Genomic DNA, 20788 nt, shown 5'->3' on the forward strand with positions numbered 1-20788 from the left:
TATTTTTTCACATCCTGAACCTGTTACCTTTTTTCGCAGTCATTGAAACAAAAGGGAGCTTCTCTGTCCAGCAGTTTTTTTAAAACCTTTAGGACCCCGTCTTCATTATAGGAATCCGTTAATAAACAGCTCCCGGCGGTAGCTGCCGATATAGGAGCCGTTGTCCGTGATATAGAATATCTTTTCCTTAATCGGTTCGAACACATTTTCAACGCTTGCCGCCGGCCTGCCGCTGGCTGCCGCGAAATGGATCCCCGTAGCTTTAAGCTTCAAAATCACATCGAACACTTCCTGTTTAACCGCCGTATTTCCCTCACCCACTAAGGTTCCGTCTATATCCGTACAGATTAACTTAATCATGAACTTCCTCCAGTCCCATCTCTTTTAATTCCTGATACAGCCGGGCGATCGGAAGCCCGACAATCGTATTGTATTCCCCCTCCACGCTCCGTATAAACACGCTGCTTTTTCCCTGAACCGCATAGGCTCCCGCCTTATCCATAGGTTCTCCGGTCTCAACATATTTCACGATCTCCCGCTCGCTGACCGGATACATCGTAACCCGCGCGCTCTCACAGAAAATGTGCCGCACGGTATCTCCGCCCTGCTTTACCAATATAGCCACCCCAGTGTATACAAAATGCTCCCGTCCCTGAAGCATTTTAAGCATAACCTTAGCTTCCTCTTTGGAATTCGGTTTTCCAAGCAGCCTGCCATCAAGCGCCACCACCGTATCCGACCCGATCACAATGACGCCGCTTTCATACTCTTTTGCAACGGCGCAGGCCTTCTGGCAGGCCAGATCCATCACAACCTGTTTGGGATCGCTGCTTTTGATCACCTCTTCCTCTTCACATGGGTGAACTGTAAATGCAATATCCGCCAGCTTCAGGAGTTCTTTCCTCCTGGGGGAAGCGGAAGCCAGTATTACCGGGTATTTTAAGTTCATGATTGTTCTCCGTTTCTAATCGTTATTTTTTTATTCATCCTCATCCAATGCTTCAATCAAAAAACTGACCGGCCTGAACCCGTCATTGCAGCTGATCATGGCTGACTTCGGATTCTTCATCCAGCCGTCATACAGATTTTCACCGCCGTGAGCCAGCGCCATCACAAATGCGGACATGCTTTGCCATGCGCTGTCACACATGCCGGGCGGCTTCTCCCAGCCATTCGAGATAAATATCTGTCCGGGTTTCATATCACAGGCATGTTCCATCGGATTCTCATATAAATCGATCAGATCCTGATAGCAGGACATCTTCATTACAGTTATTCTGCATTTCTTCATAGACGTTCTCCAATCTATCATGGCAGCAGCAAACGTACGCTCCTGTCAAGTTACGTGTTACTGCTCAACTCATTTTCACATTTAACCTCACTGCTTTTATAATCCAACACAAACTCTTTATATTTCTTCATTATACTCAATAACCTGTTCTTCCTCAACAAAATCTTCACATTAAATAAATCAAAAGCACAGCCCTGGTTTGAACTTTAACTCAAATTGGTCTGGCACTTACATCTGTTTGCAAACAGTCTGTACATATGGTACTATTTTTAGTAGAAACCCGAACGTAACAGGCAAAAATTGCACCGATGTATAAACGCATCAGAAAGGAAGTGCAAAACAATGGAATTCGAAATCCGAAAACTTACTCCTGACCTCGCTGAAGATTATGCCCATTTCTTTGACGTCACCCCGCACAACGTACTTACCGACGGTGGCAAATGCTACTGTGTCACCTGGCGCAGCGATGATTCTTATATCGGCAACGGTGACCACTGGTTTTCTACACCCGAGGAAAGGAGGGCACACGCCCTTCAGTTTGTCAGATCCGGCAGTCTGCAGGGGTATCTCGCCTACTATGGCGGTGAGGTTGTGGGATGGTGCAATGCCAACGCGGACTGCAGCCTCTGCATCGATTATCTGCGGTCTTTTTGGCCCATAGAGGAATACCCGGAGGATGTCAGGGTAAAATCCGTCTTCTGTTTTGTAATCGCGCCGAATATGCAGAGAAAAGGCTTAGCCACCCAATTGCTGGAGCGTGTCTGCAAAGACGCTGCCGACGACGGCTTTGATTTTGTTGAGGCCTATGCCAACGAAGATCTCATCGGTACGGAAGATGAATTCAGAGGACCTCTGGCCATGTATGAAAAATGCGGTTTCCATACATATGCTGAACGGGAAGGCAGAGCAGTTGTGCGAAAAGCATTGAAATGACGCACTATCATTTCACCAACCGGTAATACACCTTTGCCGTCCTGTGATAGATCAGTACATAGAACACGCCGAACACTCCCGCCGCCGCCATTGTGCACAGGAAAAACAGCCGTCTGTCAAACAGCCCGAACATCATCAGGAGCTTGGACACCACCGGAAAGGCGAAGCACATATGGAGCACCGCCGTGAGCAGCGGGAGGAAAAACACCATTAGGATCTGTTTGCTGATGGTTTTACGTATTTCTCTGTCATCCATGCCGACCTTCTGCATGATTTCAAACCGCTGGTGATCGTCGTATCCCTCCGACATCTGCTTGAAATAAATGATCAGGGCCGCCGCCATCATAAACAGCATGCCCATGAAGATTCCCAGAAACAGAAAGCCTCCGTTGAGTATATAGAAATCGGCCTCCGCAGTCTGGCGGCTTTCTACCAGGGAAACTTCAGCCTCCTGGTACAGGCGGTCCTTGGCTGCCAGCGAAAACTCATAGCAGTCCTTCGCATCGCCCGTAAGATCCATGCATTGTCTCTGGCTCCAGAGCACCAGCGGAAGATAGTCTGTGTTAAGCTGGTCTGCAATGCGCTGCGCGGTATTTTCATTTACCACCAGCCAGCATTCCTCCTGATATATATAGTCCCGCTTTTCGGCTAACGGAAACGAATCCAGTTCCCTGTATTTCAGAGAAAGATCGCCCACCAAAAGGGCATCCGTACCCAGCGATCCCTTGATAGGAAATCCCAGAGCCTCATCATCCGCCAGCACAGCCTGTGTGCCAGCAAGGGCATTGTATTCCTCAAGAGGCAGCAGGTTCAGTATGAAGAGATTATTCCGCATATTGGCGTTGTCCACGTCCGGCAGTACGGAAATGCCGCTGCCGTTTCTTAAGGTCATCACATTGGCATAATGATAAGAAAAACTGCCCGTAATTCCGATACCGAACTGCTCTGCCTCTTCTTCAAGTATACGGCTTACCGCATCGGCATTCAGCTCCCGCTCCCTGGCGGTGACGGCCAGATCGTTTGGATAGCGGGTGTTTATGGTGCCTTTCTGGCCCATATACAGGCTGATGGTGGCGGACAGAACTACCAGCACCATTGTGCTTAAGATACAGATGTTAGCCAATCCCACCGCGTTTTGTTTCATCCTGTAGATCATGCCAGAAACAGAGATGAAGTTCTGCGGGCGGTAGTAAAAATCTTTTTTCTTTCTCAGAGTTTTCAGCAGCACAATGCTGCCCGAAGTAAACAGCGCATAGGTGCCGAAAATGACCAGCAATACGGCGCAAAAGAAAACCGTCAGCGCCTCCAGCGGGCTTTGAGTGGTCACACTGATCGTATATCCCAGCGCCAGTGCCGCAGCGCCTGCCACAGCCAGAATCCAGGAAGCCCTCGGCTCCCTCTCTCCTCTGCTGCTGCCAAGCAGCAGATCCACCGGATTGGCCAGGCGCACCTGCAGGATGTTGTTTAACAGATTTACCGCAAAGATCGCCGAAAAGAACAGTGTCGTTGAGAAAAATGCTCTGGCAGAAAAATAAAACTTCAGCGGCACCTGAAAGTTCACGATGCGCAGCAGAAGCAGAAATAAAAGCCTGCCGAACACATAACCGCCAAGCGTGCCCAGGATGACGCAGACCAGGAAGGTGAGCAGGACTTCAAACAGCAGGATAAGACCCACATGCCTTTTTTCCATGCCGAGGATGCAGTACAGGCCCAGCTCCTTTTTTCTGCGTTTAATCAGAAAGCTGTTAGTATAAAATAAAAAGACGGCCGCAAATATACCGATAATCACTACGCCCAGTTCCATGATAGTTTTCATGTTATCCGCGCCGCGCATCTGCTCCAGCCCCTTATTATAGGCAATGGTCATATAAATATAAGAGGCCATATAAGTGCCAAGGCAGGTCAAAAGATACGGGAAGTAAGTCTGGCGGTTTTTTAGCAGATTGTGAAAGGCCATCCTGGGATAAAACAGCAGCTTATGCATCTTCCCCACCTCCCTGTGCCAGCGCGGTGAGCGTATCCGAAATCTTCTGGTACATTTCCTGCTGATTCAAGTTTCCCCGGTAAATCTGGTTAAATACAATTCCGTCCTTAATGAACATAACGCGCCCCGCATGGCTGGCCGCCTGTGTCGAATGGGTCACCATCAGGATGGTCTGCCCCGTCCGGTTGATCTGCGAAAAGATATTCAGCAGTTTCATGGACGCCTTGGAATCCAGAGCTCCGGTGGGCTCATCTGCCAGAATGATCTTAGGATACGTGATCAGGGCTCTGGCCACTGCCGCCCTCTGCTTCTGGCCTCCGGACACCTCATACGGATACTTTCCCAGCAGATCGCTGATGCCGAGACTGGCAGCAATCGGTGTGAGCCTTTCCTCCATCTCCTCATGGGAGCGCCCCGCCAGCACTAATGGCAGAAAAATATTGTCCCTTAGCGAAAATGTATCCAGCAGGTTAAAATCCTGAAATACGAATCCCAGATTATTTCTGCGGAATGCCGAAATTTCCCTGTCTTTTATTTTTGTAAGCTCCATGCCGTCCAAGGTCACCGTGCCGTTTGTGGGCTTATCCAGCGAGGCCAGGATATTCAGCAGGGTGGTCTTTCCAGAGCCGGATTCCCCCATGATCGCCACATACTCCCCCGCTTCCACCGTAAAGGTAACGCCGGACAGGGCCTGAACCTGGTTTCCCCCGAAACGCGTGGTATATATTTTTTTTACATCATTTACTTCCAGCAGTGCCATAATTTCCTCCATTTCTCCGAAGAGCCCTTTTTCTCCTCTCCGGCTGTCTGTTTACAGATATTATTATAATTACAGAAGCATAAGCGCTGCCATAGATTTGTCTTACAATCACGGGATATGGCTTACATTTATGTAAGAAATACCATATACTATAGCAGCACATTAAAAAAGGAGTGATCTTATGGCAGTACCTCCGGTAAGCACACCGGTCTATGAGGGCATCGATGTCAGCCAGTGGCAGGGCAGCATCAATTTTTCCCAGGTCAGGGATTCCGGCATTGAGCTCGTATATATAAAATCCAGCGAGGGCTTTCGTTTCATTGAGCCTAATTTTGAAAGATATTATGAAGACGCCAAAGCGGCAGGGCTTTCTGTCGGCTTCTACCACTATCTGACCGCCCGTTCGGCGGGGCAGGCCAGGCAGCAGGCACATTTCTTTATGTCCACAATACAGGGAAAGGAAGCGGATCTGCGTCCGGCGCTGGATTTCGAACTGCTGGACGGCCTGTCCGACGAAGAAATCAGTGAAATATCTCGGGCCTTTCTTACAGAGCTTAGCGGCCGTTTGAAGGAAAACGGCGTCATCTATGGCAGTGTGTCCAAGCTTAAGAGGCTGGACCCCGCGCTTTCCGTCTATCCTGTATGGGTCGCACAGTATGGAGTGCCTTCTCCTGAAGATGCAGGCCCCTGGGAAGCCTGGACTGGCTGGCAGTACACGAACAGGGGACGGGTGAACGGCATACGGACCAATGTGGACAGAAACCGTTTTACAAAGGAAATCTATCTGAATGAAATTACAGTGATGCCTGATCCGGGCAATCCACCGTTTCCAACCACGCAGATCCTCACCTATCGGATAAAGAAAGGGGATACCTTAAGCCGCATCGCCAGACTGTACCATATAACTGTAGCCGCTCTGGCCAGTTTCAATCAGATCAGCGACCCTGACCGAATCTATGCCGGAGAGACGCTGAAAATCCCGTTGGACAGCGCAGGCAGCGACGAAAGCGCCTACCGGTTCTATACGATCCAACGAGGCGATACCCTGTCCGCCATTGCCAAACGGTATAAGACCACAGTAAAGGAGCTGGCTGAATTAAACCGCATACCGGATCCGAACCGGATCTATCCCGGACAGATTCTTAAAATCGCAAGATAAGTAAATGCCATAACGGGGAAATGCTGCAAACGTAAGAGTCCTGTTTGCAGCATCCCTTTTTGTCCTGTTAATAGCTGCTTTAATAGGCAGCTTTAAAAGATTTCAATCGGATCCCTGTTTAAGTCTATGCAAAAGCGGGTCCCTCTTCCGGGCTCCGACTCTACGGATACCGTATTGCCCAGCTTATCCAGCACCTGCCTGCACAGATACAGACCTATACCGGTGGATTTTTTACCCGATCTCCCATTGTATCCGGTAAACCCTTTATCGAAGATCCGCGGAAGATCTTCGGAACGGATTCCGATACCGGTATCTTCGATGAAAAGCATCTTGGACTTTTCCATACAGTAAATATGGACGCCGCCTTCTTCCGTATATTTGAGCGCATTGGATAAAATCTGTTCTATCGCAAAAACCAGCCACTTTTCATCGCTTAGCACCATGACCTCCAGCTGATCCAGCTTCACTTTCAGCTTCTTATGGATAAAGATCACGGAATACTTTTTTACCGCGCTGTGCACCGCATCCTTCAGCGAGCACTCCCTGATCTCAAGGTCGTTCGACATGGACTGGATGCGCAGATACTGCAGAGCCATGTCCACATATTCCTGCGTTTTAAACAGTTCCTGTTCCATGCTCCCCCTTACAGTAATGCCCACATCCGATTCTATCAGAAGCTTCATGGCGAACAGGGGCGTTTTTATCTGATGCGTCCACATCGTATAGTAATCCGTCTGATCGGTCCTGGCGCGGTCCGCCTGGGATATCAGGTCTTTGTTCCTCTCCAGAAGCCGTTCCAGCAAAAGCCTGTCATCGCGGCATTCCGCCGACGGCGCATCCGGCAGATCCGCGACGCTCCATTCCTGCATAGAAAGCAGCCTTTGCACGCTCGCATGCCGCCTTAAATATTTCATATAATCCATGATCAGCACACAGATAGCGCACGCCGTCACAACCTCAGTTCCATAGATAAACGCCTCTGCCTCGGTATAATAAAGGAAATAAACGATTCCATAACAGAGAATGATAAAGAAAAAGCCGCAGATAATGCTTCCTCTGGATTTCAGATAATTTTGCAGTCCCATATGCACTAATCTCCCATCAGGTATCCGATCCCTTTTTTGGTCTGTATCGCGTCCTTAAGCCCTGCCTCCTTAAGTTTCCTGCGCAGGCGGTTGATATTGACTGTCAGGGTATTGTCATCGATAAAGCATTCGTCGTTCCACAGCTTCTTCATAATCGCCTCTCTGGCAACCACGCTGCCTTTATGCTCAAGCAGTGTCTTCAGTATGCGGAACTCATTGCGCGTAAGCTCCAGCGTTTGATCCCCGAAGGTGAGCGTCGTATCTCCCAGATTCAAAATTGCGCCTCTGTATTCCATGATATTTACACTCCCCTGGAAGTCATATGCGCGTCTAAGCAGCGCCTGGATTTTTGCCACCAGCACATCGAGGTCAAAGGGTTTTGTGATGAAATCGTCACCGCCCATATTCATGGCCATGATGATATTCATATTATCGCCGGCGGAGGAAACAAAGATCACCGGAACTTTGGAGATTTTACGTATCTCACCGCACCAGTGATAGCCGTTAAAGAAAGGCAGGGATATATCCATCAGGATGAGATGCGGTGAAACCTTCGCGAAACACGCCATCACATTCTGGAAGTCTTTCACGGCGCAGGCTTTCATCCCCCAGCTCTTAAGATGGGAAGAGAGCATCTCTGCAATGGTCGGATCGTCCTCAACAATCATGATTCGGTACATACATTTACCTCCCTAAAGCCGCCAGGAAATAAGAATCCTTTCATCAGAACAGGACATACTACCTGAAGGTGATTGAATATGAAATGGAAACGGATCTCACTTGTGATTCTCCTGTCGGTGTCCGTCCTGACAGCTCTGCTGTGGTTCTGCACGGTGAGCACGGAGCCTCTGGCCCGTCACCTGCCCGAATACGCGCGCACGGATCTTGATGATCTGCTGAATAAACCCCGCTTTACAGAAGACGATTACCGCACACTTTTTCTTCAGACCGGCCTCGGACAGACCGCGCTTGATGAACTTCGCGCCGCCACTTCTGATTTTAAAGGAGAAGTGCTGGCTTATCAAGAACTATTTTTCTTGGATACGAAATGGAGCTGCAGCAGAATCAGCCCGATCACAATGGAAGAACGCATAGAAACGCCCGTCCGGCTGGCGCCGCTGCATGACGGAGATATCCTCATCACCTGCTGCAGCCACACCTTCGGCTGGAGAAACGGGCATGCGGCCCTGGTGACGGATGCGGATGCCGGCCTGGTACTGGAGGCCGGGGCGCTCGGTAAGCCCGCCCGCGAAAAATCTCTGGAGGGCTGGCTGACCTACCCCTCCTTTATTGTTTTAAGGGTGAGGAAAATTACAGATGAACAGGCGGAAGCTGTGGTGCGGTATGCCAAAGAATGTCTTACCGGCATCCCCTATGATTTGACCGTCGGTATTTTAAAACCTAAATTCTATGCGGGTAAAAAAGTGGCCGGAACCTACTGTTCCCATCTGGTCTGGCAGGCCTATATGCAGTCGGATATCGATCTGGACGGAGACGGCGGTGTCCTGGTCACTCCTGCAGACCTGGCGGACAGCCCGCTGCTGGAAACGGTGCAGCTTTACGGCGTGGATGCGCGCAGATATGCCCCACGGTAACAGGTTCCATATAAAATCAAAAAGCCTTCCAAAGAAACGGCTTATCCCACTGCCGCCGCTCCTTTTAAGAAGGCTTTTAACCGTTTTTTATTTGCCGTACTTCTTAAAACACAGATTCAGATCCACTTCACCTTCAATGCCGTCCACCGTGCCTTTATTAGTGTACTGCCACATCGCGAATTCATAAGGGAAATCAAAGACGTCATTGTAATCCACATACCAGAGATCGTAGTCCGACAGTTCTGCCATATCATATTTAAGCACTGCACATTTCTTATTGGCATAGTACATCGGCTGATATCCGGCATCCTTAATCTTTTTGCAGAAGGCTGCGCAGGCTTCTGTCATTGTCCGTGTGCTAAGCTCATTGGTCCTGGAGTTGTCCTGGCGGATCACTTCCAGATCAAACACTACCGGATACGTGATCTCATAATCCTTCAGGACATCGATCACATATTCGGCCTCTTCTTTCGCTTCTTGAGGGCTGGTCGCCTGTGAGAAGAAATATACCCCCACATCCAGTCCGGCTTCCAGAGCATTCTTTATATTATATTCAAAATCCTCATCCATCACGATGGCCCCGGTACCGTATCCCCTAAGGCCCAGCCGGATCATTGCGAAGTCGATGCCGTCCGCCTTCACCTTCTGCCAGTCAATCTCTTTCTGGAAATAGGACACATCCACGCCGACCGTGCTGACCACCACGCCGTTTTCATTATAGGTTTTAAGCCCTCTCCTGGTATCGATCTGATCCGGATTATAGGAATTCTTAGCCAGCTCCTCCCGGACAGGCACCCAGATCTCCCCCAGGCTGCTGTCCCTCATGGTGATGACCTTAGCCGTATTCACAGAGGACGGAACGTCCGCATCCGCAGGCTTTTCCTTTTTATTAAGCATCACGGCGATCACAATCACCGCTGCGATGACTGCCACAGCCAGCACCGCCGACAAAATAAAGATCCATTTCTTTTTATTGCGTTCCCTCTGTCCCCAGCTCATCCTGTTATCCTCCGTATTCCATCTGTTTTGTGCCCCGCAGATTACCTGACAGCCACATCGTATGAATCAAACATACCTGCGCGCAGGCGGCGGGCAGAAAACTTTCTCGATAGTATAAATATACTGTAAAATTACGGAGAATACAAGCACAATTATTACCTCTGCCGCTTCCTCGTAAGGAGCTCCAGCTTCTCCTCAAAGCATACGCCGTCGGTTAGCGGTATCTTAAGTTCATCCGACCGCAGGATACATGCCTTAACGAAATCGGACGCCTGGCGGACCGACTGTTCAAACGGAATCTCCTTTACCGCATTGGCCGCAATGATGCTGGCAAAAACATCCCCGGTGCCGCAGCGGCTTCTTCCCGCCTTATGAGTGCGCAGAAGGCGCGGGATGCTGCCGGGTTCATAGACAAGGTTGCCGATGTACTCTCCGCTTCCGATCCCGGTGATCACAACTTTCTTTGACTGCCCCGCGGACAGGCGTTTGGCAAGGTCAACAAGCTCTGCCTTCTTCCATCCAGACGCCCGGTAAGGGGTATCCGAAAGGATACAGGCTTCCGTCAGATTCGGTGTCAGTATATCCGCGTACTCCACCAGCTTCTTCATCTCCCGGCACATCTGTTTCGTATAGGTCGCATAGGTCCGCCCGTCATCCCCCATCACCGGATCTATGATCACCTTACAGCCCTCCGAACCGAATTCTTCAATGAACTCCTTTACGATCGCGATCTGCTTCTTTGACCCTAAAAATCCGGTATAAATCCCGTCAAAGCTAAGGCCCAGCCGTTTCCAGTGAGAGATGTACTCCGGCATCTTCTTCGTATAGTCTTCGAAAAAATAGTGGGGATACGCTGTATGGTTGGAAAATATTGAGGTCGGCACCGGGCAGCACTGCACGCCCAGCGCTGATACGATCGGAATCGCAACGGTGAGGGAACACCGCCCAAACCCGGACAAATCCTGTATAACGGCAATTTTCTTCTGCGGCATGCGCTTACACCCTCCTAAGTTCTCTCACTGTCCGGCCTTTTTTGTTGAAGGCAGAAATCTGGCCATGAGGCCGCTCTTTTTTAACGCGGGTCTTAATACCATGTAGAGCGCGGTTACAACAACCGTGCATACCGCCGCATTGATCGCGGTCACGCCGGCTGCCCATGTGGAAACGATTTTCGCCACATCCGTCTGTACGCCCAGGATAAAAGTCTTATAGAAATATCCGAAGACCGGATCAAAGATCACGTTAAATCCCAGGCTGCCCAGGCAGGCCATCAGCGTCCAGAAAAAAACATGCTTTGTATCGCTGCTCTCATTGATCCGTCCGATTTTATGAGCGATCAGCCCCGCGATGAGCCCGATACACATTTTTAGTATAAAAGTCTTCGGCGCACTGGTCACATAGGCTGGATTCAGCAGATCCGCCAGCGTCATGCCGATGGAACCGGCCAGCCCGCCGTATAACCCGCCCATAAGAAGCGCTGCCAGCACGCAGAAAGCATTGCCGACATGAAGCGCAACCTGATCGCCTCCGGGCAGCGGTATCGGGATCTGCAGATAGCTGAAAGCGATAAAGCACAAAGCCGCCATCAGAGCGGTAACCGCGATTTTCATAATCTTGTTGTCTGTCTTTTCCATAATAGTCCATCTCCTCTGATATACGATCGCGCTGTAAATCAGCCCGTGTGACTATCATAGCATCGTACTGGACTCGTAAAAATATCCAGTACATATTTTTTTGACCATACCACTTTTCACGAAGCCCGGACGGTCATTCCCGGTCCCGCGATTCAATACAGATCAGGATCCCATCCGTAAAGCATACCTCGCCGGTATCCTCTGCCAGCTCATTGCTGATGCCCAGGCTGTTTCCTATGGTCAGGCAGTAATTGTGCAGCGGGTACTTAAAGCCCTTTAAGGTTACATTCTCAACCTTTTCCGTCAGGGGAATCAGGGAGATATAGGTGCCGAAACAGTCTTTCCTGCGAAACCTCATACCGTGGTCAAGCAGCCTGATCCGGTTGCAGGCATCCGCCATGAAGCATGGGATTCCTGCCTGAAGCGGCTTCATCATGACCTGGAGATTGGCAAGCGTATGATCCATCCGGCCGCCCGTTCCCCCCAGAATCACAATCTCCTCCGCGCCCTGCTCGATCGCAAGCTCCATGGCAAGCTCAGTATCCGTAGCATCCTTTTCCGGGCAATGTGTATAAAATAATATGTTCTCATCCTTCCGATACCGCGCAAGCAGTTCCGGTTTCACCGTATCAAAGTCACCCACCACATGGCTCGGAATGAAATGAAGGCGGTCTGCACTCTTCAGACCGCCATCCACAGCAATCACCAGATCAAAGGGCTCCTGTTGAATGGGCAGCAGATAACCGCCCAAAGCGATCTGCCCGCCCGCTATAATCAGACATCGTTTCATGCCGCCACCTTCTCACCTGCCGCCGTCTTCAAAACTTTTGAAAACTTTCAGAAATCTTCCTACCTTCTCCGGCACATCCGTGCCGAACACGGCAGAACCTGCCACAATGATATTCGCGCCGGCTTCAAGCACCACCGATACATTGTCCTGGTAGATACCGCCGTCCACTTCGATATCCGTCTGCAGGCCTCTTTCTGCAATCATCTTTTTCAGCGCGCGTATTTTGTCCGTCATATACGGGATATACTTTTGTCCGCCGTATCCGGGATTCACGGTCATCAAAAGCACCATGTCCAGCTGCGGCAGCACATATTCCAGCACATTCAGCGGCGTGGCAGGATTTAATGCCACTCCCGCCTTCTTATTGCAGCTTTTGATCAGCTGTACCGTCCGGTCCAGATGCGTGCAGGCTTCCGCATGCACCGTGATCAGATCGGCGCCGGCTAAGGAAAACTCCTCTATCAGATGATCCGGCTGTTCCGCCATTATATGCACATCAAAAAACAGGCCGGATAACGGACGGATAGCCCGTATCACCGGAGATCCATAGGAGATGCTCGGCACAAAGCGGCCGTCCATCACATCGATATGCAGCCAGCCGCAGCCGGCTTCCTCCACGCTTTTAACCTCTTCCCCCAGCCTCGCAAAGTCTGCGGCCAGTATGGATGGTGCCAATTGGAACATAGGATTACCTCATTTCTCTTATAGTCAGTATCTTTTAATGTTCTTTAACTCCCGGTAAAAACCGCGGTAGGTCTCATACCGCTCTCTGCTTACAGCGCCGGATTCAACCGCCTGTTTCACCGCACACCCGGGCTCCTCCATATGAGCGCAGCCAATAAACCGGCACTCACCTTCCATGGGTGTAAACTCCGGGAAATAGTACTGCAGGTCATCTGCCAGTATCATATTTATATCCATGCTGCTAAAACCCGGCGTGTCCATTACATAAGAACCGTTTCCTATGTAAAAGAGCTCCGAATGGCGTGTGGTGTGCCGTCCCCGCCGTATTTTCTCGCTGACGCTGCCGGTTTCCATTTCTGCCAAGGGGCAGAGCAGATTTAAAAAGGAGGATTTACCAACGCCGGAAGGTCCGGCCAGCACGGTCGTTTTTCCTTCCAGGAGAGCGCGCAGCTCATCCGTACCCATGCTGTTGGTCACGCTCATGAATCGGACCGCATAGCCCGCTTTACCGTAAATGCCGGCGAGCCGTTCCTGATCCTTATCTTCCAGATCCAGCTTATTAAAACAGATGGTACAGGGCACCTGCTGGTATTCCATCATGATCAGAAAGCGGTCCAGCAGATTCAGATTCGGTTCCGGGTCTTTTGCGGCAAAAATGATCAGGGCCTGATCGATATTGGATACGGCAGGCCTGATCAATTCATTGTTTCTGGGGAGGATATCCGTGATATTGCCGGTTTGTTCCTCGTCACTGATCACGTCAAACATCACGTCATCCCCCACCAGAGGTTTGATTTTTTTATTACGGAATATGCCTTTCGCTTTGCACTCATAGATTCTGCTATGCCCGTCATGGACATAGTAGAATCCTGCAATGCCTTTTATGATTTTTCCCTGCATATAACCTCTTATGCCTGCGGAACCGTATTGCCGCTTGTAGTAGGCTCCGGGTCCGGTTTCGGTTCCGGTTCGGGGGGAGCTGTAGTAGGCTCCACACCCTTGCTCACAACAATATTTACTTTACTGCCCTTTGTAACTGATTCCCCTGGGTTAACGGACTGGCTGATCACCTGGCCGTCTTTCACATCGCCGCTGAAACTGTAGGTAACCTCTCCCAGCAGCAGGCCCACGCCTTCCAGCTTGCTCTTTGCTTCCGCCGCAGTGGAAAATCTAAGATCCGGCACAGTGGCTTTATTGGATCCGGTGCTCACCACTACATATACTGTAGTCCCTTCATTCACGGTCGTTCCCTGACCCGGATCGCAGCTGATAATGGTACCTTTAGGTGCTGAATCGTTGGCTTCGCTGCTCTTCACGGAATACACCAGCTTATTTTCTTCCAGCGCGGCCTTCGCCTCGCTTTCCGTCTTGCCCACAATAATCGGCACAGTCGTTGTCTTCACAGACGGCCCAAGGCTTACTACAAAGCCAACGCTGTCTCCCTGCTCCACCTCCGTACCCGGCTCAATATCCTGACGGATCACATATCCGGCCGCTACCGTATCGCTGTTTTCCTGCGTTACGCTGCCTGTCTTTAAGTTATACTGCTTTAACAGCGCCTTGGCATCCGCCTCGGAGCGGTTGCGCAGATCCGGCACCGATACGGTTTCGGGCTTGGAACCCAGGCTGACGTAGAGCGTGATCTCAGTTCCTTCCGCTACCTTCTGCCCGAATTTCGGAGTGCTGTCGAAAACATTTCCGGCCGGTTCCTCGTCGCTGTAGTCTTCCTCGATTTTTGCGGTCAGGCCGAGAGCTGCCAGCGCTTTTACCGCCGACGACTTGGTCATGCCCTTTAAGTCCGCAGGGATCTCCACCATCTCATTGCCGGTGCAGACCACCACATTAATTGTGGTGTTTTTCTCCACAGGAGATCCTGCATCGATATCCTGCTTGATGATCTGGCCGGGCTCATAATCGTCGGACGGTGCATATTCCGGATAAATGCCAAGGCCCAGCTCATTGAGTTCTTTCGTCGCCTGCTCGAGCGTCTTGCCAAGCAGGTTCGGCATGATGATCTCACCCACAATCTCCGAAGAGGAAACGGAAGTGGTTTCCGTAGGCTCCTGCTGTGTCTTGCCAAAGCTGAACAGGCCAAAAGCCTTGCCCAGCACGTATACAGCCAGTATTACGATGAGTATGGCTACCGCGATGCCGACTCCGGTGATGATTTTCTCCATCCTGGCATGGGAGTCGTCCTCATCGTCGTCCTCATCCTCAAAATCATCCTCCTCATCGTCCTCATCCTCATCGTCTTCGTCATCCAGCCCCATGAGATAGGCCTCTTCCTTCATCTCATCATCGGTCTTGACCGAGCGGTGCGCTTCTTCTTTAATCTTATTCACATCGTCCTCGCTCATCACCAGGGTGGGGGAATCGTTGGACAGCGGGATCACCTTCACAAAATCCTCATCCGGTGTCATCAGCGCTTTCTTTAAATCGCTGATCAGAGCCGTTGCGGATTCATACCGCTGCTCCGGTTTCTTCTGAGTACATTTTAATATGATTTTTTCCAGACTGACGGGAATCATCGGTTCATATTGGGAAGGCGGAACCATCTCCCCCTGAATATGCTGCAGAGCGACGGAAACAGTTGAATCCCCTTCAAAAGGAAGCCTTCCGGTCAGCATCTCATAGAGCGTGATGCCCAGGGAATAAATGTCGCTGCGCTCATCGCAGTAGCCGCCCCTAGCCTGTTCCGGAGAAATATAATGAACAGATCCCATGGTATTGGAACTGATTGTCTGTGTGGATGCGGCCCTGGCGATGCCGAAATCGGTGACCTTCACCTTGCCCGTGGTAGAGATGATAATGTTCTGAGGCTTGATATCGCGATGGACGATATTGTGTTCATGAGCTGCTTCTATGGCCTGCGCCACCTGCATTGCCACACCGATGGATTCGCGGATGTCCAGCTTGCCCTTCTTCTGTATCAGTTCTTTTAAGGTGATGCCGTCCACCAGCTCCATCACGATATAGTGCACGTCATTTTCCACGCCCACATCGTAGATGTTCACAACATTCTGATGGGTCAGGCATGCCGCTGACTGGGCTTCCACCTGAAATTTCGCTACAAAAGTGCTGTCGGAATTAAATTCCTGCTTTAACACCTTGATCGCAACCATGCGGTTGAGCTTATGATCCTTGGCCTTATAGACCTCGGACATGCCGCCGGTACCTATCTTTTCGAGGATTTCATATCTTCCTCCGAGAAAACTGCCTATTCTTAACATAGTTCCTCCTTACCTGGTTCAGGATCGATGACAATCACCGTAATATTATCCTTACCACCATTTTCATTTGCCATACGGATTAATTGGCTGACTTTTTGATGCAAGTCTCCATCCCCTTTAAGGATATTCCAGATCTGGCCGTCTGAAACCATATTTGTGAGTCCGTCCGTACACATCAGTATGATTTCATCCGACTCCAGAGACACTCGAAACACATCCGGCTGCACATAAGATGCGCCGCCCAATGCGCGGGTGATGATATTTTTCTGGCTGTAATACAAGTCACTGTTTTTCTCCAGCTTTCCCTCGGCAACCATCTCTTCCACAAGAGAATGGTCCTTTGTCACCTGGAGCAATTCGTTTCCGCAAACATATAAACGGCTGTCTCCGACATTTGCGACATATAAAATATCGCCGCAAACCGTTCCCACAACCATGGTGGTCCCCATACCTGAAAGCTCCGGCTCCTCTTTGGATTTCTGATATAACTGATTGTTGACCTGAATCATCAGATGGCCGAGAAGCGCAGGTATCTCCATATTGACTTCATTCTGCGCGAGAGCGACAAACTGGCGCACCGCAAAGCGGCTGGCAAAATCCCCCGCATTATGGCCGCCCATTCCGTCTGCAATTATAAACAGATTCGGAAAACTTCCGACAGGCGATACGGATTCCCAGTGATAATCCTGATTCATCGGCCGCAGCTGCCCGGCGTCGGTCTTACCATATGTTATCATGTCTGCCTCCCTTCTGCAAGTCTCTTTTGTCCTGGGAGCTTCGCCGTTAGACAGCCGCAGGCTCCCACTATTACTGCCTATTTCTCTTTTATCACAGCATTTATTCCGATTTGGCGTCAATGCCTGTATTTTATGATAATATCATAATCACTCCACATTTTATCACAGAAAAAACAAAAGAACAAGCCAAAGTATTGTATCCAATGTTACAATACTTTGGCCTGTTTATTACTTGTTTATTACTTCCTTACTCCATACGGCCCCACTCCGCTTCCACCGCGGCCCACAGGCAGCTGCACACCGCCTCTTTGGCATTTACCTTTTGGGGATAATGCACATAGGCATCATAGCTTTTCTGCACACACAGTCCGTCGCACGCCCCATAGACATCCATCAGGCCGTCCGCATTCTCCCGCATGCGGCTGATTACGCCCTTCCAGCCTTTTTCTGCCGCCCGCTCATATGCACTGCCTCCTGTAATTCCCGCCTTAAGAGCACGGTAATAGGCGTATGTGAACATGGCGCTGCCGGACACATCACACCAGTTGTCCGGATGGTCCGGCCGGTCCACCACCTGGTACCACAGGCCGCTTTCATCCTGTAACGAAAGGAGCCCGGAAAGCAGTTCCAATAACTGATTCTTTGCCGTTTCATAAACCGGATGATCACAGGGTGCCAAATCAAGCGTCTCTGACAGGATTAACGCATACCAGCCAAGGCCCTCGCTCCAGACGCAGGGCGACTTTCCGCCCTTCCCCGCCCAGTCTGTCTGACGATTTTCACTATAGGCATGGGCCAGCAGCCCGTCATGGGTATGGCAGTAGCGGCGGATCAGAAAAAGCTGCCTTTTTGCCTCGTCAAAACAGCCCTTTTCATGAAAGGCTTTTCCGTAGCGAAGATAAAACATCTGGCCCATAAATACACCGTCAACCCACATCTGCCCGTCAAGTCCGCTCCTGCTGTGTAAAAAACCGCCCTCTTTTGTCCTCGGATAATCCGCAAAAGAATTCCAGATCCGGCGGCATGCCTTCTTATAACGGTCTTCTCCTGTCTGCTCATACATCCACACAAGGACAGCTCCCGGCATCATATCGTCCATGCTGCCGCCCCTAAAGCCTATAATCTCTCCATCCGGCGTAACATGGCTGTCACAGTATCCGTAAATATAGTCCCGGTACCGTATATCTCCAGTTGCCTTCCACAACCGGGCTAACCCGATCAGCAGATAGCCCTGGGGATAACACCAGGATTTAAACGGATAACTGTCCGCCGCCGGATAACGTCTCAACACCGTTTCCGCCAATTTCCGTGCATAATCTGTGTTCATATAGTTTCCCCCGCGTGAACGCTTGACGTTTCTTCCCCGCCCAGAAGTTCAAGATACTGTTTGTTCTTTGCAAGCTCATAATTCTTCCAGGAACTCTGCTCAAAAAAGCAGCGGACGCCTTCTGTGCCTAACTTCTTCCAAGAGTCCGCCTCCTGTCCCGGCAGGATGGGGTAAAAGCATACCCCTGCACTTTTTGCCGCTTCAAGATCCGCCGGCGCATCCCCTACCATCAGTATCTTCTCCGGCTGATATCCCATCCGCAGCAGGCCATCCAGGCAGGCCTCCTTGGTGCCGCTATTCTGAGCGAACACATAACTTACTTGGGCAATCAGCCCGTTTTTGCGCCACTCATCACCCACGGCCTCCTGATTGGCGGATGATACCACAGCCAGATCCGCTTTTTCAGCAAAGAGGTTTAAAGTTTCCTTCACTCCGTCAAAGGGTTTCTTTTCTTCATCCGAAAGTGTCTTGACAGCCTCGTTCACCTTACGGGACCATTCCAGAGCCTTTATCAGAGCCTCATCACCCGGTGCCGGCGTCTTTTCCCGCAGAAAGCTTTCCAGCGCGCTGTCTGAAAGCTCTTGGCTGTTTTCTGTCCAGGCTTTCAGCTGTGCGAGCCCTCCGATCTGCTTTCCCTGTGCATTGAGCTCCTCCAGGATCTTTACCAGCCCCTTAAACCGGTTAATGCCCCGGCTCATGGAGCGCAGATTGATTTCGTTCCAGCGGTTTTGGATCTCATCACGGCATTCCTCAAGCCCCCATGTTTCCACAAAACAAGGGCCAAAGCAGCGGGTATGTTTCATATCCATGGTGTCCATGGCGCAGCCGTCAGAATCGATGCATACCATAAATTCTTTTCTCTTTTTCCCCGGCCAGGTGTATTTGAGCGGCCACACTCCTTCCGGCGTCATTGCGCCATAGAGGACCGCCGCTGTGGCTCTGATATTCTCCGGGGAGGTGGCAAAGGTCACCAGCACATTCCTGGCATTTCCCGGTATGGAAATCTCCTCATACGGCGTGTTGGTCACCAGGATAAAGTCCTGCTTAGGATGCATCGCAAACTGTTCCCGCCAAAATTCCAGATTCCGCGCCGTGCCCCTAAGGAAATAATTAGTTGCAATCACCACATCATATGTATTCAGAGCATCTGCAATCCGCTGTCTGTCGGCTGCGTCAAAGGAATAGGAGGTCTCCAGGTAATCCGCCCCCTTATCATATGCGAGGCACGCTTCATACAAAATGCCGGAATGCCATTGCATATCGTTATATTCCTTTACCTTCTGCTCCACTACGAGAACTCTCTTCCCCCGGATCGGGATTACCCCCGGTTCCTGACGCTCTATAAGTACGCTCCTTCTGGCGGCAATGCGGGCCAGTTCCCTGATGCTGGGTTCCTCAAGCACTTCCTTAGGATCTTTCGCTTGATCGGGCGGGGCAAACAGGCCGTACCTATACTTAAGGTCCAGGATCCGATAAACCTTATCATCTATCTCCTCCATGGATATCCGGCCGGATGCGGTGAACTGCCGTATCGCTTCAATTGTCTCCTCTACCAGACCATTCTCCGCCTTCATCAGCACCAGATCCGCACCGGCTTCCAATGCCATCGCACATGCATTTGCCACGCCGTATCTGGTTGCGATGGCGCCCATCGTCATGCTGTCCGTGGTGATGACTCCCTGATAGCCCAGCTTTTCCCGCAGAAGTCCCGTAATGACCTTTTTGGATACGGTCGCAATGTGGTCGGGATCGATAGCCGGGAAGATGCTGTGTGCGATCATTATAGAGGGCAGCAGGTTTTCGGCTATGAGCTCCCGATAGGGAAGCAGTTCCCTCTCCCACATGGTCCGCTCATCCACATCGATCACAGGCACCTGAAAATGGGCATCTACGGCCGATTGGCCTCTTCCCGGGAAATGCTTGCCCGTGGCAATCATCTTTTCTTCCCTAAAGCCGCGGCAGGTTTCCCTGGCATACCGAAGCACCTCCTCGGCACTGTCGCTATAAGCCCTGGTACAGATCTCCGGATTTGCCGGTTCGCTGTTGACATCCAGCACCGGTGAATGGATCCAGTTAAAGCCCACCGCCTTGCTCTGGCGCGCTGCCGCCCTTGCTATTCTGCATGCCATATCCGGATCATCCGTGGCGCGTATCCCCATAGGTTTTGGAAAAAGATTGACACCTCCGAAGAAAAAATCCGCGCTGCTGCCTCCCTCCTGATCATAAGAAAAATGCAGCGGTATAGACAGCGGACGCTTTCTGGCATGTTCCTGCAGGTTATCCAGCACCTCTTTGTACTGGCTGGCCGAAGGTACAGGCGCACTGCCCTTGAACCGTATACCGTTATTGTTATCCAGCCTCACCACAGTCCTGTTGCCGTCAGGATCTACATAATTTCCAAACTGTCTGCTGTCACAGGACAGTCTCAGCCCTCCGCAGTGATATTCATCGATATACCGGTAGATATGGGCCCTTGGTACAGTTCCTGCAAATCCCAGGGTCAGCACCGCCCCAATCTTCTGTTCCTGTGTCATCCGGCCGACCAGATTTTTTATATAATCATTCTTTTTTTCCATTCAC

Annotated in this window: 20 protein-coding genes; 3 read left to right on the plus strand and 17 right to left on the minus strand. The window is 50.7% G+C overall.

Translation table 11 applies throughout. From position 1 onward, the window contains the following. Positions 1–105 precede the first annotated feature (105 nt). The 3 genes from DWZ56_RS20595 to DWZ56_RS20605 are packed head-to-tail and all read right to left on the minus strand — an operon-like array spanning position 106 to position 1291. Complete coding sequence (locus DWZ56_RS20595) at positions 106–360, minus strand: HAD family hydrolase (RefSeq protein WP_118558486.1); 255 nt, start codon at positions 358–360, stop codon at positions 106–108. Then, positions 353–949 carry a Maf family protein gene (locus tag DWZ56_RS20600; protein WP_118558487.1) on the minus strand — a complete coding sequence of 199 codons (597 nt, stop codon included), beginning with the start codon at positions 947–949 and terminating at the stop codon, positions 353–355. The genes DWZ56_RS20595 and DWZ56_RS20600 overlap by 8 nt, the downstream gene beginning before the upstream one ends. 30 nt (positions 950–979) lie before the next feature. Next, positions 980–1291 carry a TIGR04076 family protein gene (locus DWZ56_RS20605; RefSeq protein ID WP_118558488.1) on the minus strand — a complete coding sequence of 104 codons (312 nt, stop codon included), beginning with the start codon at positions 1289–1291 and terminating at the stop codon, positions 980–982. A gap of 342 nt (positions 1292–1633) precedes the next feature. Between DWZ56_RS20605 and DWZ56_RS20610 the strand changes: the two genes are divergently transcribed. After that, positions 1634–2224 carry a GNAT family N-acetyltransferase gene (locus DWZ56_RS20610; RefSeq protein WP_118558489.1) on the plus strand — a complete coding sequence of 197 codons (591 nt, stop codon included), beginning with the start codon at positions 1634–1636 and terminating at the stop codon, positions 2222–2224. 7 nt (positions 2225–2231) lie between these two features. On the opposite strand, the gene DWZ56_RS20615 is transcribed toward DWZ56_RS20610, so the two are convergent. Together DWZ56_RS20615 and DWZ56_RS20620 are read right to left on the minus strand one after the other, a co-directional pair. Then, positions 2232–4208, minus strand: coding sequence for an ABC transporter permease (locus DWZ56_RS20615; protein WP_118558490.1), 1977 nt, complete (start codon positions 4206–4208; stop codon positions 2232–2234). Beyond that, positions 4201–4968: an ABC transporter ATP-binding protein gene (locus tag DWZ56_RS20620; protein WP_118558531.1), complete on the minus strand. Its 768-nt coding sequence runs from the start codon at positions 4966–4968 to the stop codon at positions 4201–4203. The genes DWZ56_RS20615 and DWZ56_RS20620 overlap by 8 nt, the downstream gene beginning before the upstream one ends. A gap of 181 nt (positions 4969–5149) precedes the next feature. Between DWZ56_RS20620 and DWZ56_RS20625 the strand changes: the two genes are divergently transcribed. Beyond that, entirely contained in the window at positions 5150–6127 is a 978-nt protein-coding gene (locus DWZ56_RS20625; protein WP_118558491.1) for a GH25 family lysozyme, read from the plus strand. Positions 6128–6219: 92 nt separating this feature from the next. Here DWZ56_RS20625 and DWZ56_RS20630 read toward each other — a convergent pair whose 3' ends face one another. Continuing rightward, complete coding sequence (locus DWZ56_RS20630; RefSeq protein ID WP_118558492.1) at positions 6220–7212, minus strand: sensor histidine kinase; 993 nt, start codon at positions 7210–7212, stop codon at positions 6220–6222. A gap of 5 nt (positions 7213–7217) precedes the next feature. Then, positions 7218–7892, minus strand: a complete 675-nt coding sequence (locus DWZ56_RS20635; protein ID WP_118558493.1) for a response regulator transcription factor — start codon at positions 7890–7892, stop codon at positions 7218–7220. Positions 7893–7970: 78 nt separating this feature from the next. On the opposite strand from DWZ56_RS20635, the gene DWZ56_RS20640 reads away from it, so the two are divergent. Continuing rightward, positions 7971–8807, plus strand: a complete 837-nt coding sequence (locus DWZ56_RS20640; protein WP_118558494.1) for a hypothetical protein — start codon at positions 7971–7973, stop codon at positions 8805–8807. A gap of 87 nt (positions 8808–8894) precedes the next feature. On the opposite strand, the gene DWZ56_RS20645 is transcribed toward DWZ56_RS20640, so the two are convergent. The 10 genes from DWZ56_RS20645 to DWZ56_RS20690 form a co-directional block, all read right to left on the minus strand. Further along, on the minus strand, positions 8895–9806 hold the full coding sequence (locus DWZ56_RS20645; RefSeq protein WP_118558495.1) for a glycoside hydrolase family 25 protein: 912 nt from the start codon (positions 9804–9806) through the stop codon (positions 8895–8897). Positions 9807–9961: 155 nt separating this feature from the next. After that, positions 9962–10798, minus strand: a complete 837-nt coding sequence (locus tag DWZ56_RS20650; RefSeq protein WP_118558496.1) for a pyridoxamine kinase — start codon at positions 10796–10798, stop codon at positions 9962–9964. A gap of 24 nt (positions 10799–10822) precedes the next feature. Next, positions 10823–11440 (minus strand): ECF transporter S component, encoded by a 618-nt coding sequence (locus DWZ56_RS20655; RefSeq protein WP_118558497.1) that lies wholly within the window; start codon positions 11438–11440, stop codon positions 10823–10825. Between the two features lie 133 nt (positions 11441–11573). Next, positions 11574–12230, minus strand: coding sequence for a thiamine diphosphokinase (locus DWZ56_RS20660; protein WP_118558498.1), 657 nt, complete (start codon positions 12228–12230; stop codon positions 11574–11576). Between the two features lie 12 nt (positions 12231–12242). Continuing rightward, on the minus strand, positions 12243–12914 hold the full coding sequence (gene rpe / locus DWZ56_RS20665; protein ID WP_118558499.1) for a ribulose-phosphate 3-epimerase: 672 nt from the start codon (positions 12912–12914) through the stop codon (positions 12243–12245). 24 nt (positions 12915–12938) lie between these two features. Beyond that, complete coding sequence (gene rsgA, locus DWZ56_RS20670) at positions 12939–13814, minus strand: ribosome small subunit-dependent GTPase A (protein ID WP_118558500.1); 876 nt, start codon at positions 13812–13814, stop codon at positions 12939–12941. 8 nt (positions 13815–13822) lie between these two features. Continuing rightward, on the minus strand, positions 13823–16144 hold the full coding sequence (gene pknB, locus DWZ56_RS20675; protein WP_118558501.1) for a Stk1 family PASTA domain-containing Ser/Thr kinase: 2322 nt from the start codon (positions 16142–16144) through the stop codon (positions 13823–13825). Next, the gene (locus DWZ56_RS20680) at positions 16138–16881 is read right to left on the minus strand and encodes a Stp1/IreP family PP2C-type Ser/Thr phosphatase (protein WP_118558502.1); all 744 of its coding nucleotides are present in this window, start codon (positions 16879–16881) and stop codon (positions 16138–16140) included. Before DWZ56_RS20680 ends, pknB begins: the two co-directional genes overlap by 7 nt. Positions 16882–17128: 247 nt before the next feature. Beyond that, positions 17129–18208: a glycoside hydrolase family 88/105 protein gene (locus tag DWZ56_RS20685; protein ID WP_118558503.1), complete on the minus strand. Its 1080-nt coding sequence runs from the start codon at positions 18206–18208 to the stop codon at positions 17129–17131. Then, positions 18205–20784 carry a glycoside hydrolase family 3 N-terminal domain-containing protein gene (locus DWZ56_RS20690; RefSeq protein ID WP_118558504.1) on the minus strand — a complete coding sequence of 860 codons (2580 nt, stop codon included), beginning with the start codon at positions 20782–20784 and terminating at the stop codon, positions 18205–18207. The genes DWZ56_RS20685 and DWZ56_RS20690 overlap by 4 nt, the downstream gene beginning before the upstream one ends. Positions 20785–20788 lie beyond the last annotated feature (4 nt).

It is taken from the genome of Lachnotalea sp. AF33-28 (genome assembly GCF_003477885.1).
GTDB lineage: Bacteria > Bacillota > Clostridia > Lachnospirales > Lachnospiraceae > AF33-28.

Coding starts and splice junctions, on each gene's coding strand:
- DWZ56_RS20685 (WP_118558503.1), bottom strand. CDS start 18,208: ATGAACACAGATTATGCACGGAAATTGGCGGAAACGGTGTTGAGACGT.
- DWZ56_RS20615 (WP_118558490.1), bottom strand. CDS start 4,208: ATGCATAAGCTGCTGTTTTATCCCAGGATGGCCTTTCACAATCTGCTA.
- DWZ56_RS20605 (WP_118558488.1), bottom strand. CDS start 1,291: ATGAAGAAATGCAGAATAACTGTAATGAAGATGTCCTGCTATCAGGAT.
- DWZ56_RS20660 (WP_118558498.1), bottom strand. CDS start 12,230: ATGAAACGATGTCTGATTATAGCGGGCGGGCAGATCGCTTTGGGCGGT.
- DWZ56_RS20690 (WP_118558504.1), bottom strand. CDS start 20,784: ATGGAAAAAAAGAATGATTATATAAAAAATCTGGTCGGCCGGATGACA.
- DWZ56_RS20595 (WP_118558486.1), bottom strand. CDS start 360: ATGATTAAGTTAATCTGTACGGATATAGACGGAACCTTAGTGGGTGAG.
- DWZ56_RS20645 (WP_118558495.1), bottom strand. CDS start 9,806: ATGAGCTGGGGACAGAGGGAACGCAATAAAAAGAAATGGATCTTTATT.
- pknB (WP_118558501.1), bottom strand. CDS start 16,144: ATGTTAAGAATAGGCAGTTTTCTCGGAGGAAGATATGAAATCCTCGAA.
- rpe (WP_118558499.1), bottom strand. CDS start 12,914: ATGTTCCAATTGGCACCATCCATACTGGCCGCAGACTTTGCGAGGCTG.
- DWZ56_RS20640 (WP_118558494.1), top strand. CDS start 7,971: ATGAAATGGAAACGGATCTCACTTGTGATTCTCCTGTCGGTGTCCGTC.
- DWZ56_RS20610 (WP_118558489.1), top strand. CDS start 1,634: ATGGAATTCGAAATCCGAAAACTTACTCCTGACCTCGCTGAAGATTAT.
- rsgA (WP_118558500.1), bottom strand. CDS start 13,814: ATGCAGGGAAAAATCATAAAAGGCATTGCAGGATTCTACTATGTCCAT.
- DWZ56_RS20680 (WP_118558502.1), bottom strand. CDS start 16,881: ATGATAACATATGGTAAGACCGACGCCGGGCAGCTGCGGCCGATGAAT.
- DWZ56_RS20635 (WP_118558493.1), bottom strand. CDS start 7,892: ATGTACCGAATCATGATTGTTGAGGACGATCCGACCATTGCAGAGATG.
- DWZ56_RS20620 (WP_118558531.1), bottom strand. CDS start 4,968: ATGGCACTGCTGGAAGTAAATGATGTAAAAAAAATATATACCACGCGT.
- DWZ56_RS20600 (WP_118558487.1), bottom strand. CDS start 949: ATGAACTTAAAATACCCGGTAATACTGGCTTCCGCTTCCCCCAGGAGG.
- DWZ56_RS20655 (WP_118558497.1), bottom strand. CDS start 11,440: ATGGAAAAGACAGACAACAAGATTATGAAAATCGCGGTTACCGCTCTG.
- DWZ56_RS20650 (WP_118558496.1), bottom strand. CDS start 10,798: ATGCCGCAGAAGAAAATTGCCGTTATACAGGATTTGTCCGGGTTTGGG.
- DWZ56_RS20630 (WP_118558492.1), bottom strand. CDS start 7,212: ATGGGACTGCAAAATTATCTGAAATCCAGAGGAAGCATTATCTGCGGC.
- DWZ56_RS20625 (WP_118558491.1), top strand. CDS start 5,150: ATGGCAGTACCTCCGGTAAGCACACCGGTCTATGAGGGCATCGATGTC.